Genomic DNA, 14,199 nt, shown 5'->3' with positions numbered 1-14,199 from the left:
ACATGTGGACGAAAGGGATTCGGCCTGGGAGCGGAGCGATCCCCGCTTCCGTGTCTTCGTGTTCGAAGGCCCGGGGAACGCGACGACCGTGGTGGACATCGTCGACGCGACGATCGAGGACGCCCTGGAGTCGGCGCGGGCGCTGTCCAAGGCCGACGAGCTTCTCTGGTCGCTGGCTCTCGTCGACGATGACTCTCGCGGTAGCCGGGGTCTGGTCTGGTTGTCGGGGATGGACTACAACGATCGCCCGGTGACTGCGAGCGAGTGAAAGCTCCGCCGGCAGATGCAGGACCGGTACCTCATGGCGAAGAGCAGGACAGGGCAGGCGCTACTGCTTCCGAACGGGCTTCGCCTGATCCGTGTCTTCCCGGAGTGGGTCAGCGGATGGCCGCTATGGGAGAGCTCCACCGACGAGTATCGTCTCGACAACGGGTCCCTGCCGATCACGCCGGAGCTGGGTCGCGACCTGTTCGACTGGAACGAGGAATGGCTGGACCGGGCTGAGGATCAGCCCCTCCCGAACCCTGATGGCTGGCGGGCGCGCGGCTTCAAACTCCTCCAACTGCTGCAGAAGGAACTCGAAGGCATCGCCGAAGTCAGACCCGAGTTCCTAGCGGCCGACGCGCGAGATTGACAGCGACGCGAGCCGATCCGCGCCGGCCAGGGAAACCTGGGCCGAACCGACCCCGCGCGTACATCAGCGCACGCGCTCGCTCGAACTGCGGGCGCTCTGCATGACGTGGGAGTCAGCGGGCGCGGTGCACGAACGCAAGTGTGAGATACGGCAGGTGATCTCGCGGGATGACGGCGGTAAGGGTGCCGCCGCTGGGGAGTCTCGCACCCACTGCGTAAACGAATGGGTCGGTGTCGATCTCCGAACCCGAGATGACGGCCCCATCGATCGACACATCGACGCCGCGGCGCACAACCCGCACAGAGGCAAGGGCGGGCGACGACCAGTCCCGCACACCAAGCCCGAGTTGCTCCCGGAAGTGGTTCATGAGGATGTAGTTCGTGTGCTGCACCAGCAACGAATCGAGAGTGCTGTACTCGGTCTCCTCACGGCGCCAGGCCGTCTGCACCGCCTCCCAGAGCATCGGGTACCGCATCCGTTCAACTGACTGGACCAACCAGGCCGGGCGCGGCCAGGGCGGAACCTCCTCGATCGCACGGCGCGTAGCCTCGTCGAGGTCCGCGAGGTTCACCGGATCGGACTTGTCGGCCGGGTTCGCCACAGCGTCGCCGACACGCTGACGGTCATCGCGTCGACGCCGCTACCGCCACGGCTGGTGGAGACACCGAAGTCCGCGAACTCCACCGATGGCTGAGGAACGAGGTCGACAATCGGGACCGGCATGTCCTTCAGGCGCGCTTCACGTTCGAGCCGCGGGTCAGGCGCATCCTCGGGAAGAACTCCAGCGAACTGCATGACGCCATCCTGACCGAACACCCACGCCACACGCCAGGGCGTACACGCTGCCCAGCCCCGCACATCAATCCCCGAGCGGTCGCGGGCCGCTGCCGTTGCGTGCACCGCTCGATCGACGCAAGGTGAACGATAGGTGCCCGCGGGCGCTTAGTCAGCTAGCTTGTCGAGCCGCTCCATAATTCGGCTACCCGGACGGCGTTCCGGCGGGCACACGGCCAGCCAGCGCTGTAGCACCGCGATCTCATCGTCACGTCGCCCGAGCTTGCGGTAGATGATTGCGGCCTGTTCGGTGTACCACGGCGCGGGTTCTCGGCCTTCACGCGCGGCCTCGGCTCCCTGGATCGCCGCGGTGCAGAGCACCAGCGCATCTTCAAGCCGGCCCCCGCGCTTGAGCTGCTTGATCGGCTCAACTAATTGCAGGTAGTGGACGCCGTTGACCATGCCCTCCGCGAAGGAGGCACCTCGCGAGCCACCTCCAGCGAGTGCGTCGGCCACCATCTTGTCGATGTTCGCCTGGTGTGTCGCAACCTTCGCTTCCGATGACAGGGGCGGTCGGTTGGTCGGCGACCACTTCCACTCCGGCGCGGTGTCCGGGAGCCACGCCCAGGCCTCCACCCGTAGCCCTTTTGGTAGCAGCTCAGTGAAGATCTGGACAGCAACCGCCCGCGCACCACCTGCAGAGAGGTCGACTCGCGCTGCGACGTAGCCGGGCAGGTACCCGACCCGCTCCCCCTCGACGTGTACGGCGACCGCCGATGGGTCGACCTTGTTGTGGGGTTCGCGCTGCAGAATACCGGTCAGCTCCAGACAGCCGCGGTCGGTCGCGCCATGGCGCTCGGCGAGGCGTGTGATGGCTTCCTTCGCGAACGTGGTCGCGCCGGACAGCTTGACGAGGTCGGGTTCGCCGCCGGAAACGATCTCGATGTCGACGTGGAACGCGCGATTGTCCCGCGACGCTTCCTCCCGAGTCTCTACAGGCACTGGCGCACGTCCCTCGGGCTTCGTCTCGGTCTTGCCGAACAGACGCTGAAGCAACCTCATAGCCACGATCTTGGCAGAGGCGGACAGCCCTATCTGGCCTAAGCGTGTAGGCAAGGCCAGTTCACGGAAACGTCGGGACACGTACACGGGACACGTACGGTACGCGGTCCCTCTTCTGCACCCAAAAAGCGGTCGTCGAGAGCTGCCACACACCGCTTCGGTCGCCGCACCAAATACCCTGCCCGGTGAAGAGCCCCGCGGCGGGACCTCAAGCGAACGCGCGAGGTACACCCGCGCGGCGTGTTCATAACCCCACGCTGCGGCTACGCAGCTCTCATCGCAGCGAGCCACTCGTTGGCCAGACGCGCCCACCGCTCCGGATCTGAATTCCACGCGAGCGTGTGTTCCGCTAGGAATGTCTCCAGTTGGACCATGTCGGGACGCAGTTGCGCGAGTCGACGAGCCGCCACGGGCGGGGACGATGTGTCGGCCGTGCCGTGGATTACCAACGCGGGGACCGAGAGGGCCGGCGCCCGCGCGATCCAGTTGAAGGTGTCCAGCGGTACGGATGAACTCAACCCGATAGCGCATGCAAGCAGATTCAATTGCAGCCACGGGGACGCAAGCACGCCGACCTGTCGCGGAAGGCCAACACGGGCGCAGTTCGCTGCGATCGTCTCGTGCCAATCAAGCACGGGCGAGTCGAGGATGAGCCGGTCTATGACGTGATCGAACTCGCGGTCGGCGGCCACCTGCAATGCGATCGCTCCGCCCATCGACCACCCGAACAGCACGATCCGCTCGGCTCCGTGCGCGATCGCGAACCTCACCGCGGCACGAACGTCTTCGGCTTCCGACGCGCCGAGCGTGGAGCGCCCCGATCCGAGTCTCGGCCCTTCACCGTCATTGCGATACGTGACGACGAGTGAGACGAGACCGACGTCAGTCGCGACTTTCACTCCGCGGAGCGTGCCCGCGCGGGGGCTAGCCAGTCCATGGATGTGGATCGCCCAGTCGTTCGTCGCGTTGCCGGCCGGGCGGATCAGCCAGGCCGGCGCAGGGCCGACCGGCGTCTCCACGATCACGTCCTCCGCCTCGAGACCAGCGTCTTCAGGATCGCGATAGTAGATTCCGCTCCACGACGCGTGCCGGCCCACACGTAGCGCGCCGTTCGGCGCAGCGGATTCCACCAGTCGTGTCACGGTCGCGGCGTCCTGATCAATGACTCGGCCGAGGCGCACCCACCCACCGTCCTCGAGCCAGAGGTTGTAGATACCCGGTGCCGCTGTCGCGGGAGTCAGATCGAGGACCACTGCATCGCCATCCGCGCGCCGCAGGATGTCCCGAATAGTGAGGCTGAAGATCCGCCCCGACAGCGGCGCCGTGAGCTTGCGCGCTATCGCGAATCCGAGGCCCGCGGCGCCGGCCGCGACCGCCAGGCCAAGTCCCGCGGCCGCCATGAACCCTGCACCCGCTTTCAAGGTGTGGCACCCGTCGCAGCTTGGGCACTGGTTGCGTTCGTGTCGGCACCGCGCCCAAGGAGGTGTGCCTCAGCCGCATCAACGATCACACTCTCAGCATCGCTCAATTCGAACGCAACGCGTGGGTCGACAGCAGCGTCCCGGATCTCGACGAGTTGCCGGTGCAGCCGCGTCTCCGCGTCGGCCGCGCTGAAGCCAGCCGCGTCCTGCTGGCTCATGCCTGGCCGAGCGAGGTTCGCCCGCTGCCAGATCGGCGTTGTCTGCGTGACAAGTCTGCGCATCGCGTTGGCTCGAGCACGGGCACGAAGCCAACGCATCGCCGGCTGGCTGGCCAGCCCCAGACAGAGGAAGAGGAACGTCGACAGGAACAGCGGACTGTACGCAGTGCCAAGACCGAGCATCAGCGGGACGTCGCCTGCAAGGTGAGCGATGTCCATCCCGATGACGACGGCGGCCAACACGAGACCGAGCGCACTTCCGATGAGGAGGGCGACGGCCGGCAAACGGTCCGCTCCCCTGCCACGGCGGATCTGCCGAGTCGTGACCGCCGCCATCGCTGTCAGCACGATCCCGTCGTACGCGAACTGCGTCATCGAATAGGCGGCAGCCGCGGGCTGCGCCCCGTAGTCCAGCATGAACGTCGTGGTCGTTACCCCGCGCTCGATGAACACGAACGCGAGGACCGTGCACACCAGTGCCACCGCGAGGACGGTCCGACCCAGGGCGAACCGCACGATCGCCGGCCGGAACTCCGTCGCCTTGGCCACGGCTCGCCCGAGGAAGAAGATGCCCAGCATCAGCGCGAGATCGGCTACCAGTGTGACGAGGTTGGTGCCGCCGAGCAGGCGATCGGCCCAGCGGTAGAGGCCATCGATGTTGAGCGTCATCGCCACGGCAATGGTCAGGGCCGACCACAGGATGCTTCGATCAGCGCGACCGCGTCGCAGGATGAGCAGGCTCAGAACGAGCAGCCACAGTAGCGCGGAGACGAGAATCTGGGTCACCCGAAGATCTCCAGGAACCTCGACTCGTGCATCACCGACCCACGGATGGCTGCGGCAAGGTGATCTGCGAGCGACTCGGCCGCGATCTCGTCCGCTGTGACGAGGTCTTGTCGCCGAAGCAGACGGCGCCGGGTCGACGGCGCGATATCGGGGAGGAGAGGGTCGGCGCAATCCGCGGCGTCGTCGCGGCCGTGGTCGAGGATGATGTGCGCCAGCTCGTGCAGCACGAACTGCTGCCGGTGAAGCGTCGACTCGCTCCGGGCGTGGATGACCAAGTCCTCCGTGTCCCGGACGAGCCACAGAGCACAGATCCCGTCGCGGTCACTGAGGTCAGCCAGCTCGACGATCCGCAGCGGCCGTCCGCGCCGGCGCTGCACCGCGCTCACCAGCTCATCGAATGAGAAGGAATCTCCGAGCTCGAGTTCCTGTAGCGCCTCCGGCGCACGCATTGCGACCTTCACTGTGTCCGTCACTTCCCTCCAGAGCCGTCGGCCGTGATCACCGTCCGCGGACCGCGTGCGGCCGACTCCTCGTTCGATTCGTTGTCGAGGAATCGGGTGATTGCCTGGAGCGCGTCGGGAGAGATGTCGCCCAACGTGCGCGCTGCGTAGGACTTGACCTTCGCAGCTCGCATGGCTCGGACGAGATCGAGCTGCGCGGCAACCTTCGCCGGCATCGGCGCATCGGCGCCGCCAGCGAGAAATTCGGGATCCACGTCGAAGTACTCCGCGAGCCCCTCAAACAGCGGGCGATCCTGCACGAAGCGATGGCCGTTGACCATATACGTCCACCGCGACCGGGACAGGCTGACGCCCCGCGTCTGAAGGAACGCGGCGATCTGCGAATACGTCGGCTCCTCGCCGGACTCCGCGATCGATACGTCGAGCAGCAGACGAAGGCGCTTCGCCAGTTCTTCTGCTGCCATCTTGCTCTCGTCTTCCGTCATGTCTTCACGACCATCCTTCGCCTCGGGCAGGGAAGGGACTTCGTTGGGCATGCCCAACGACCCAATTGAGGATGCTCAAACTACTCGTTGGGCATGCCCAAATCAATCGTTGCGCTCGCGCGACAACAGGTGCAAGCATGAACGCCTCACGCTGTTGGGCATGCTCAAACGGCATCCCGCGATGCGGCGGCGACCCAAGGGAGGTGCGACATGTCGAGACAAGCGATCCGCGCGACTCGACCGAGGGTGCAGCCGGCGGCCAGTCGACTAGAACTCCCCCAGCACCTGCTCGAGCCGCATCACCATCTCGGTCACTTGCGCGTCATCGACGGTGTAGCGGACTCGCTGACCGCGGATGGCGACGTCACGCGGCGGGTCCGCGAGGATCAGCCCCGCATCGAGCAGCTTCTCGAGCCCATTGGCGATCGTCATCTTCGGGAGCTCGATCGCCTCGGCGATCTCGGAACGCGTCAGTCCAGGGTTCTTCCGCAGAAGACCGATGATGGTCGCCTGCATGACATTCCCGAGCGCGTTGATGGGATCCTCCGCGTAATCACTGTTCGCGGGGCGGGCGTAGCGAGGCACGAGCCCAGTTTGGCGCACCGCCCCGCCGTCGTCCACAGAAGGGATTCAAAAAATGCTTCACAAATGGAGTGTACGGCTATATGCTTCCCTCATGTCAAGCGAAGCGACCCCTCTCAACGCCGCCCGATCGGGTGCGGAGTCGCGGGCGCTTCACGGCACGCTCACCGCTCGGGCAGGTGACGGCTGCCGATGACTACTCCACGGAACACCCGGCGCACGCGCGGCATCGTGTGGGCGATTGTCGGCGGAGCGGTGCTGCTCATCGGCATCCTGGCGATCATCCTCGCGTCGCTCTTCTCGGGCGGCGGGACGCCCGCTCCTGAGGAGACCACTCCCCCGGACTCCACACCGACGACCGAGCCCACCGAGCCGTCGACGGACGAGTTCGTCGACGCATCCGTCGCCGACAAGGGCTGGGTGCCAGAGCCGATCACGACGGATGCCGAGACCTATGTCCGGGCGACGCTGGCAGCGGCATCCACGTTCGACACGCAGTTGAGTACCCGGGCCGAGTGGCTCACCTATCTCGATACGTGGTTCACGCCCGACATCCGCTACACCTCGGAAAAGGACCGCGCGTCCGACATGCAGGCGTCGCAGCTCGAGCTGCGCCAGGGCGTCGTGCTCCCCGAAGCGGAGTGGGACTCGCTCGCGAACGAGGACGGCCGCGTCACCGCCGCGGTCACCGGCGACGTCGAGTTCGCCGAGGTGCCCGATGACGCCTCGGGCGACATGCGCATCGGCACGGCCGACGTCGTGCTGACCTACACGCGCTCCGACGGCACCGGCGGCGAGACGTCCTACGACGACACGGTCCGCGTGAGCGTCCAGGTCCTGTGCGGCGAGGGTTCGGTCCCGACGCCGGACACAACACAACAGGAAGGTGACTGCAAAGTCGTCCGCTACTTCTCGGGGTCATTGGAGCCCTGACATGGGAGCCCCGGTCGCCGCCGCAGCAGCCCTCGCGAACACGAGGATCGGGCGGAGGATCGCGATCGGTGTTCTCCTCTTCGTCGCGCTCGTCGGCGGGATGCTGCTGACCCCGCTTATCGCGATTCCGTTCGCGGTGGCGGGCGAGCAGGTCACTCAGGAGGTCGAGACACAGGCGGCGCCGGTCGCGAACGGCGACTGGGGATACCCGCTCGCCGGCGGTTACTCGAAGGGTCGCGGGTTCGGGTACAACCCGGTGGTCGGATGCAGCTACTGCTCGACCAACCACCAGGGCTACGACATGGCTCAGGGCTGCGGCGCGACGATCTACGCCGCCGGCCCCGGCCGGATCATCACTGCGGGTTCGTTCTACGGCTGGGGGAACACGGTCCGCATCGACCATGGCGGCGGCCTCGTCACGCTCTACGGGCACATGCAGTGGGGCTCGATCCGCGTATCGGTCGGTGATGCCGTCGAAGCCGGAACGGCGCTCGGCGCCGAAGGCAATACGGGCCGCTCATTCGGCTGTCACCTGCACTACGAGGTACAGCAGGACGGCGCTGCCATCGACCCTCAACCGTTCATGGCCGCTCTAGGCCTTCCGCTCAAGTGATGCACCGAAGGAGAACACCATGCGATACCTACTGACAGTGCCGGCCGAGGTCGACATCCCCGACATCGAACCGGACTTCTCGGCGCCCTTCTTCGCCGGCTTCCAGGTCGTCGCCTCGTACATCCTCGCGGGCGCGATGATCGTGGTGCTGATCATGCTGATCATCGCCGGCGCATCACTCGCCTTCCGCGGCCTCGCCTCGGATCGCATGCGCACGTGGGCCGGTGAGAACATCCTCTGGATCTTTATCGCCGCCGCCGTCCTCGGAGCCGCGAGCGGACTGTTCCAGTGGTTCGTCAACTTCGACTTCGGGTTCTGATGCGCATCCTGCGCTCGCTGCTCGTCGGCGCGGTGGTCGGGTTCGGCCTGACCCTGACGGCGCTGACTCCGGCGAGCGCAGCGACGGCATCGGTCAACATCGCACCGGCTGCGGCGAACGCGACGCCGGTGACGGGCGAGCCGTGGTCGTCCCCCGCGTACCCCGTCGACTGCTTCCGCGTCGACGCGCAGATCACGTGCACGCCTCAGAACACGGCAGACATCAAGCCGCAGCAGTGCTTCATCAATGTGTTCGTCGACGGAGCGAAGGCGACGGTTTGCACGACCGATGAGTCGCATGTCTCGGTGATCAAGACGAGCGGCGGCAAGCCGCTGCTCGTCGAGTACGGATGCTCGCTCGGCGACGTCGTGTGCGTGACGTTCGAGAACGCCGGCCGCGGCATGGCGCTGTCAGCGACCTCGATGATGTTCGCCGTCGCGCAGAACATGCGCTTTGACACGACCTCGCTCCTGTGGACGGCCGCGACGAACGAGTGGTCGTTCTGGCAGTGGGCGATCCTCGCCGTGCTATTCGGCGCGATGGTGTGGGCGGTTGCCGCGGCGATCGTCTCGGGCGACCGCGCGGAGCTCGTTGAAGCTCTCGTGCGCAGCTTCATCGCGGTGCCCGCCACGGCGATCACGCTGTGGGCGACGGGTCACCTGCTCAACGCCGTCGATGACCTCACCTGGTACGTCATGAACCGCGACGGTGCCGACGGGCTCTTCGCGACCCTGCAGTCGGTCATGTGGGCCGGCGGGCAGGCGAACTACTTCTTCGCGTTCGTCATCCACACCCTGTTGATGCTCGGGATGCTGCTCCTCATGCTGGTGTTCGCGTTCCGCAACATCGTGCTGGCGGCGCTGATCGCGGTGGGCCCGATCGCGTGGATGCTGTATCCCGCGCGCGCCGTCGGACCGCAGTGGGTCGTCCGATATGTGTCGGCGGTCGTGGTGCTGCTTCTCACCGGGCCCCTGACCATTGGGTTCGTCACCCTCATCATCAACGGCCTCGCCGGGGTGAAGACAATCTGGGATCCCCAGTCGTGGCCGCTGCTCATCGGCCTGGTGCTCGTCGCGTTCGCACCCTTCGCGGTGTTCGGACTCTTCAGCTTCGTCGGCGCAGTCGCCGCCGACTCGGTGGGCTCAGCGGTCGGCTCGCGGGCCGGGCACGCGGCGACGGGCGCCGCCCGATCGGTATCGCGCATCCCCAGCCGCGCCGGCTCATCGCCCGCTGGCGTGCCGGCGCGCTCCGCGCGACCGGGCGCGCCGGGAGCGGCCGGCCCATCGGGTGCGAGTGGAGGCGGCGGCTCCACGCCAGGTCGCCCACCGCGGGGACCAACCGGCCCCAGCGGCTCCCCCGGCTCGCCCGGTGGTTCGGGCCCCTCGCCCGCAGCCAACCCGTCCGGCGCGGGTGCTCCGGCGCCGTCGTCCGCCAGCTCCCCTCCGGCATCTCGACCCTCGTCGCGGCCAGGACCGTCATCCGCGCCATCGCCGTCGCCGTCTCCCTCGTCGCCCCCTCGCCCTCGAACTGAGAGGACCGCATGATGTCGACTCAGGACCTCGCCCGACCCGTCCGTCTGCCGCGCCGCTCGAGGCAGGGCGTCGTGATGGGCATGGACGGCTGGCAGCTCACCTGCCTCACCGCGGCCGCGATCATCGTGCTGATCGGGGTCAACCGCTTCGGCCCGCCTGGACTGCTGTACGCCGCACCCCTATACCTGCCGATCGGCATCTTCGCGTTCGTCACGGTGCATGGCGACTCCGCTCCGCGGCAGGTCGGGCTCTGGTACATGAAGCAGTTGCGCCACACGACCGGTGCGACGCGGCAGGTCTACCGCCCCGAGCGAGCTCACCTCGCCGGCACACTCAACCTGCCCGGCATCCGCGCATCCATCCAGCTGTGGGACGTGGACGACGTCGCGTGCGTCTACAACCCGCACGACCGGTCGGTGTCGGTGACCGCCGAGGTCGAGGTGCAGGGCTTCCTTATGAAGGACGACCCGGAGCGCTTCGACCTCACACAGCAGTGGGCTCCGGTGCTCGCGTCGTTCACGCAGCGCCCCGGTATCAAGCGCGCGGTGCTGCAGGAGCGCACGATTCCGACCACGATCCGACCCGCTCGCGACTACTACCAATCGGTCACACTGAAGCGGACGCTCAACGGCGACTCCCCCGTCGCCCACAACTACGACGCCGTGATGGACAAGTCCGAACGGTACGCGGTCTCGCACCGCAATTACCTGACCTTCACCCTCGACCTGATCGCGCTCGGGCCTCAGCTGAAGTCGCTCGGCGGCGGCGAGGACGCGGTCAAGGCTCTTGCCGCGCTCGAGGCCCGCAACCTCGCCGACGCTCTGAGCGCCGCGCGGATCAGCGTCAGGCGATGGCTGACAACCCGCGACGTCGCGGCGCTCGCTCGTGTGGGCTTCGACCCCGAGTTCGCGGCGAACGTGCAGAACCGCGACGATGCCCACGTCGGTGTCGATCCGGTAGCGATCGGGCCGATGTACCTCGAGGAGCCGCGCGGCAAGAACAGCGTCGTCTACACGGACTCGGGCGTACACACGACTCTCTGGATTCAAGAGTGGCCGCGATCGGACACCGCAGTCGGGTTCGTCGAGCCGATCGTCTTCGCCCGGATGCCGGCCACCGGCGAGGCGATCACGCACATCATGTCGATCGTCCTGACGCCGGTCTCGGTCAAGAAGGCGATGCGCCGCATCGAGGACGACAAGAAGGTCTGGCGGGGCAACGAACGGCTTCGCGCGAAGCGAGGAGTCGATGGCTCGGCCGCCGATGCCGCGGACTGGGACGCGCTCGAACGGCAGGAAGAGGAGATCGTGGCCGGCCACGGCGAGTTCCGGTACGGCGCGTATCTCACGGTGAGCGCCCGCAGCGAGGAGTTGCTGGATCAGGCGATCGCAGGCATGCGCAATGCGCTCGCGCGGTCTGGCATGGAGCCGCAGATCCTCTACTGCCAGCAGGCGGAGGCGCTGATGGTCAACGTGCTTCCCATCGGGCTGGGGATGAAGTGATGGCCCGCCGCGTCCTCTTCTTCGAACCGGGCGATCTGTCCAAGCGCGACCGTGGCGCGATGCGCCGGCAGGTCGCGCGCGATGCTCACGAGGAGCGCCCGCCGAAGAAGCGCCGCCGTGAGCGCGCGCTCCCCGAGGCTGCGGTGTCCGGCCCGTTCGGCCCTGGCCTCGCCGAAGGTGGGTACTGGAACCTCGCGCGCCCGAGCATCCCCGCCCATCAGGCGACGTCGCGACAGATCGCGGGCATCTACCCCTTCGTGGCGGATGCCGGACTCGGGCACCACGGACCGATTCTGGGCGTCGACCTCAACGCCGACGCGCTCTTCCACTTCTCGCCGTGGGAGGCGTACGCCAACAAGACCGACCGCCAGACGCTCTCCACGAACGTGCTCGTGCTCGGGGCGTACCGCGCAGGCAAGTCCGCGACGATCAAGACCCTGGTGACACGTTCCCTCGCGTTCGGGCACCAGGCAGTCGTCCCCTCCGACCCGAAGGGCGAGTGGGTGACGGTCGCCGAGGCGATCCCCGATGGCGTCGTCATCCGCATCGGCGGCGGCAGCACCGCGCGCCTCAACCCGCTCGACCGGGGCCCGCGGCGAGCAGATGCTGACGATCACCAAGACGAGAAGATGGTGCGTCAGCGCCGCATCACGACCCTCGTCTCGCTCGTCGAGATGGCGCTGGGCTCGACGAAGCTCACCGCCGTCGAGCACGCAGCACTGCACGAGGCGCTCGAGCGCAGCATCCGGTCCACTGGCGACCGCCCCACGCTCCGCAACGTCTACGAGCACCTCGGGGCGATCGTCGAGGATGCCGGCACCGACTTCCGCATGTCGGACGGTGCCGTGCAGCCGCGGTTCGTCCTGCGCCGGTTCGTCGACGGTGACCTCTCGGGGCTGTTCGAAGACGAGTCGACGGTGGCGTTCGACGCGGATGCACCGATCGTCGTCGTCGACACGAGCGAGCTCTTCTCCCGCAGCGAGCTCGTCGCCCAGCTCACCCAGGTGTGCACGACGGCCTGGATTCAGGCTGTGGTGTCGGATCGGTCGGCCAAGCGCACCCGCTACCTCATCCGTGAGGAGGGCTGGCGCGACATGACCTCACTCGCGGCGCTGCAGATGTTCCAGCAGTGGCTGAAGCTGTCACGCCACTACGGCATCAGCAACATCGTGATCCTCCACAAGATGGGCGACCTGGATGCCGTGGGCGACGCGGACTCGAGGGAGCGCAACCTCGCGTACTCGATCGTCGGCGACATCGAGAACAAGTTCATCTTCCGCGCGAACCATCAGGAGGCCGCCGCACTCCGCGATCGCCTCAACATCCCCGCGACTCACGTCGAGGACGCGCGCCGGCTCCGGATGGGCGTCTTTCTCGCCTACGTCGGCCAGTACGCGTACGTCGTCGACTGCTTCGCGACGTCGACCGACTGGGAGTACGAGCTGTTCGCGACCGACAGCGCGCTCGAGCAGAACGACGAAGGCGACGGGAAGCCGTACCTGTTCGACCCGGACGAACTCGACCGCTTCTGGCCAGACGACTCCCCCACCGACACCAGCCTCGACGGCTGGCTATCACCGACCTGGAAGGAGACACCGCAATGAGTCTCGACACCACGCTGCGCGCGTACGCCACGGTCACCGGACCGACGGCCACGTTCACCACGCCGGAGGGGCTCGTCGAGCCGCTCTCGGCGACTCCCGCCGACGACATCCGGCAGATGATCGTCCGTCGTGCCGTCGATGAGGCCCGGCGCACCGGTCAGCCCGTCGAGCTCGTCACCACCGGCGATCGGGGCGAGCATCACCTGCGGATCGACGCCAACGGCACGCTCGTCACGGCTGCGGCGAGCGTGCCCGGACCTGGGACGATCGCCGCCCACATTAACAGCCCATCGCAACAGGGAAGGGAGGTGAACACCGAAGCTCCGGGGCGCGAACCGCTTCGCAACCACCGCGCCCCGGAGCCTCCCTCGCGCCCGAGCTTCATCGACACCTCGTCCGCCGTCGATCCGAAGAGCGGGGGTTGGCGTGCGTTCTTCGCTCGGCTGGGTTTCGGTCCTTCTCCCGCCGAGCTGAGGCGGCGAGACGACGAGCGCGAGGTCTCGCAGCAGTGGGCCGGATGCCGGACCATCGCGATCGCGAATGGCAAGGGCGGCGTCGGCAAGACGATGACCACCGCGATGCTCGCCGCTGTGTTCGGCCGCTACGGCGGCGGCAATGTCCTCGCGTGGGACAACAACGACACCCGAGGCACGCTCGGCTGGCGTACCGAGGCAGGACGATACGACACGACGATCAAGGATCTGCTGCCGGCAGCATCCGATCTGCTGGCGCAGAGCGCCGGCGTCTCCGACATCGCTCGGTACGTCCATCACCAGCCGGTCGATCGGTACGACGTGCTGCGCTCGAATCCCGAACTCCTCGCTGTGCACCAGCGCATCCTCACCGCCGAGTTCGATCTGCTGATGCAGGTCGCCGCCCGGTACTACCGGGTCGTCATCTTCGACTCCGGCAACGACGAGTCGGCGGAGCGCTGGCTGCGGATGGCCGACTCGTCGAACCAGCTCGTGCTGCCCACCCTCGCGACACCCGAATCGGCCGAGTCCGCCGCTCTGCTGCTCGATGCGCTCCGCGAGCGCGACGAGCGATCGCGCGAACTCGCGGACAACGCGGTCGTGGTCGTCACGGAAGCCGAGCCGAACCCGCGTGGGGCGAACCGCATCGCGGAGGGCTTCTCGGGCCACGTCCGTGCAGTCGAACACATCCCGTTCGACCCCGCTCTGAAGTCGGGGGCTCTGCGTCTCGATAACCTCCGCACCCCCACGCGCGATGCGTGGATCCGCGTCGCCGCGGCCGCGGCCCGGGGCCTGTGAGA

Annotated in this window: 17 protein-coding genes; 9 read left to right on the top strand and 8 right to left on the bottom strand. The window is 67.3% G+C overall.

The window, feature by feature from the left end; all coding sequences use genetic code 11:
* Window positions 1–4 precede the first annotated feature (4 nt).
* Together T9R20_RS03590 and T9R20_RS03585 are read left to right on the top strand one after the other, a co-directional pair.
* Window positions 5–268, top strand: coding sequence for a hypothetical protein (locus T9R20_RS03590; RefSeq protein WP_322411175.1), 264 nt, complete (start codon window positions 5–7; stop codon window positions 266–268).
* Between the two features lie 15 nt (window positions 269–283).
* Window positions 284–634: a hypothetical protein gene (locus tag T9R20_RS03585; protein WP_322411174.1), complete on the top strand. Its 351-nt coding sequence runs from the start codon at window positions 284–286 to the stop codon at window positions 632–634.
* Between the two features lie 112 nt (window positions 635–746).
* On the opposite strand, the gene T9R20_RS03580 is transcribed toward T9R20_RS03585, so the two are convergent.
* From T9R20_RS03580 to T9R20_RS03545, 8 genes are all read right to left on the bottom strand, one after another.
* Entirely contained in the window at window positions 747–1,235 is a 489-nt protein-coding gene (locus tag T9R20_RS03580) for a hypothetical protein (protein WP_322411173.1), read from the bottom strand.
* Window positions 1,202–1,429, bottom strand: coding sequence for a hypothetical protein (locus T9R20_RS03575; RefSeq protein WP_322411172.1), 228 nt, complete (start codon window positions 1,427–1,429; stop codon window positions 1,202–1,204). The genes T9R20_RS03580 and T9R20_RS03575 overlap by 34 nt, the downstream gene beginning before the upstream one ends.
* A 147-nt stretch (window positions 1,430–1,576) precedes the next feature.
* Window positions 1,577–2,470 (bottom strand): hypothetical protein, encoded by an 894-nt coding sequence (locus tag T9R20_RS03570; protein ID WP_322411171.1) that lies wholly within the window; start codon window positions 2,468–2,470, stop codon window positions 1,577–1,579.
* 263 nt (window positions 2,471–2,733) lie between these two features.
* Window positions 2,734–3,870 carry an alpha/beta hydrolase family protein gene (locus T9R20_RS03565; protein ID WP_322411170.1) on the bottom strand — a complete coding sequence of 379 codons (1,137 nt, stop codon included), beginning with the start codon at window positions 3,868–3,870 and terminating at the stop codon, window positions 2,734–2,736.
* Window positions 3,871–3,887: 17 nt separating this feature from the next.
* Complete coding sequence (locus T9R20_RS03560; RefSeq protein WP_322411169.1) at window positions 3,888–4,895, bottom strand: hypothetical protein; 1,008 nt, start codon at window positions 4,893–4,895, stop codon at window positions 3,888–3,890.
* Window positions 4,892–5,281, bottom strand: coding sequence for an ImmA/IrrE family metallo-endopeptidase (locus T9R20_RS03555; protein WP_322411168.1), 390 nt, complete (start codon window positions 5,279–5,281; stop codon window positions 4,892–4,894). Before T9R20_RS03555 ends, T9R20_RS03560 begins: the two co-directional genes overlap by 4 nt.
* A gap of 83 nt (window positions 5,282–5,364) precedes the next feature.
* Window positions 5,365–5,892 (bottom strand): hypothetical protein, encoded by a 528-nt coding sequence (locus T9R20_RS03550; protein WP_322411167.1) that lies wholly within the window; start codon window positions 5,890–5,892, stop codon window positions 5,365–5,367.
* 216 nt (window positions 5,893–6,108) lie between these two features.
* Entirely contained in the window at window positions 6,109–6,426 is a 318-nt protein-coding gene (locus T9R20_RS03545) for a winged helix-turn-helix transcriptional regulator (RefSeq protein ID WP_322411166.1), read from the bottom strand.
* A 189-nt stretch (window positions 6,427–6,615) separates the two neighbouring features.
* Here T9R20_RS03545 and T9R20_RS03540 point away from each other — a divergent pair, with 189 nt between their 5' ends.
* The 7 genes from T9R20_RS03540 to T9R20_RS03510 are packed head-to-tail and all read left to right on the top strand — an operon-like array spanning window position 6,616 to window position 14,197.
* Window positions 6,616–7,356 (top strand): hypothetical protein, encoded by a 741-nt coding sequence (locus T9R20_RS03540; protein ID WP_322411165.1) that lies wholly within the window; start codon window positions 6,616–6,618, stop codon window positions 7,354–7,356.
* A gap of 1 nt (window position 7,357) precedes the next feature.
* The gene (locus T9R20_RS03535; RefSeq protein ID WP_322411164.1) at window positions 7,358–7,969 is read left to right on the top strand and encodes a M23 family metallopeptidase; all 612 of its coding nucleotides are present in this window, start codon (window positions 7,358–7,360) and stop codon (window positions 7,967–7,969) included.
* A 19-nt stretch (window positions 7,970–7,988) separates the two neighbouring features.
* Window positions 7,989–8,288, top strand: a complete 300-nt coding sequence (locus T9R20_RS03530; RefSeq protein ID WP_322411163.1) for a hypothetical protein — start codon at window positions 7,989–7,991, stop codon at window positions 8,286–8,288.
* A complete protein-coding gene (locus tag T9R20_RS03525) occupies window positions 8,288–9,832 on the top strand; it encodes a hypothetical protein (protein WP_322411162.1) in 1,545 nt (514 codons plus the stop codon). The genes T9R20_RS03530 and T9R20_RS03525 overlap by 1 nt, the downstream gene beginning before the upstream one ends.
* On the top strand, window positions 9,832–11,322 hold the full coding sequence (locus tag T9R20_RS03520) for an SCO6880 family protein (protein WP_322411161.1): 1,491 nt from the start codon (window positions 9,832–9,834) through the stop codon (window positions 11,320–11,322). Before T9R20_RS03525 ends, T9R20_RS03520 begins: the two co-directional genes overlap by 1 nt.
* The gene (locus T9R20_RS03515; RefSeq protein ID WP_322411160.1) at window positions 11,322–12,926 is read left to right on the top strand and encodes a hypothetical protein; all 1,605 of its coding nucleotides are present in this window, start codon (window positions 11,322–11,324) and stop codon (window positions 12,924–12,926) included. Before T9R20_RS03520 ends, T9R20_RS03515 begins: the two co-directional genes overlap by 1 nt.
* The gene (locus tag T9R20_RS03510; RefSeq protein ID WP_322411159.1) at window positions 12,923–14,197 is read left to right on the top strand and encodes a ParA family protein; all 1,275 of its coding nucleotides are present in this window, start codon (window positions 12,923–12,925) and stop codon (window positions 14,195–14,197) included. The genes T9R20_RS03515 and T9R20_RS03510 overlap by 4 nt, the downstream gene beginning before the upstream one ends.
* Window positions 14,198–14,199 lie beyond the last annotated feature (2 nt).

Source organism: Microbacterium invictum (assembly GCF_034421375.1).
Lineage (GTDB): Bacteria > Actinomycetota > Actinomycetes > Actinomycetales > Microbacteriaceae > Microbacterium > Microbacterium invictum_A.
Note: the sequence above shows the minus strand (reverse complement) of the source record. Positions and strands in the feature narration are given on the sequence as shown.

Excerpts from the sequence above, each read along its gene's own strand:
- T9R20_RS03510 (WP_322411159.1), top strand. The coding sequence starts at position 12,923 with ATGAGTCTCGACACCACGCTGCGCGCGTACGCCACGGTCACCGGACCG.
- T9R20_RS03540 (WP_322411165.1), top strand. The coding sequence starts at position 6,616 with ATGACTACTCCACGGAACACCCGGCGCACGCGCGGCATCGTGTGGGCG.
- T9R20_RS03570 (WP_322411171.1), bottom strand. The coding sequence starts at position 2,470 with ATGAGGTTGCTTCAGCGTCTGTTCGGCAAGACCGAGACGAAGCCCGAG.
- T9R20_RS03535 (WP_322411164.1), top strand. The coding sequence starts at position 7,358 with ATGGGAGCCCCGGTCGCCGCCGCAGCAGCCCTCGCGAACACGAGGATC.
- T9R20_RS03515 (WP_322411160.1), top strand. The coding sequence starts at position 11,322 with ATGGCCCGCCGCGTCCTCTTCTTCGAACCGGGCGATCTGTCCAAGCGC.
- T9R20_RS03530 (WP_322411163.1), top strand. The coding sequence starts at position 7,989 with ATGCGATACCTACTGACAGTGCCGGCCGAGGTCGACATCCCCGACATC.
- T9R20_RS03575 (WP_322411172.1), bottom strand. The coding sequence starts at position 1,429 with ATGCAGTTCGCTGGAGTTCTTCCCGAGGATGCGCCTGACCCGCGGCTC.
- T9R20_RS03550 (WP_322411167.1), bottom strand. The coding sequence starts at position 5,892 with ATGCCCAACGAAGTCCCTTCCCTGCCCGAGGCGAAGGATGGTCGTGAA.
- T9R20_RS03520 (WP_322411161.1), top strand. The coding sequence starts at position 9,832 with ATGTCGACTCAGGACCTCGCCCGACCCGTCCGTCTGCCGCGCCGCTCG.
- T9R20_RS03525 (WP_322411162.1), top strand. The coding sequence starts at position 8,288 with ATGCGCATCCTGCGCTCGCTGCTCGTCGGCGCGGTGGTCGGGTTCGGC.
- T9R20_RS03565 (WP_322411170.1), bottom strand. The coding sequence starts at position 3,870 with ATGGCGGCCGCGGGACTTGGCCTGGCGGTCGCGGCCGGCGCCGCGGGC.
- T9R20_RS03585 (WP_322411174.1), top strand. The coding sequence starts at position 284 with ATGCAGGACCGGTACCTCATGGCGAAGAGCAGGACAGGGCAGGCGCTA.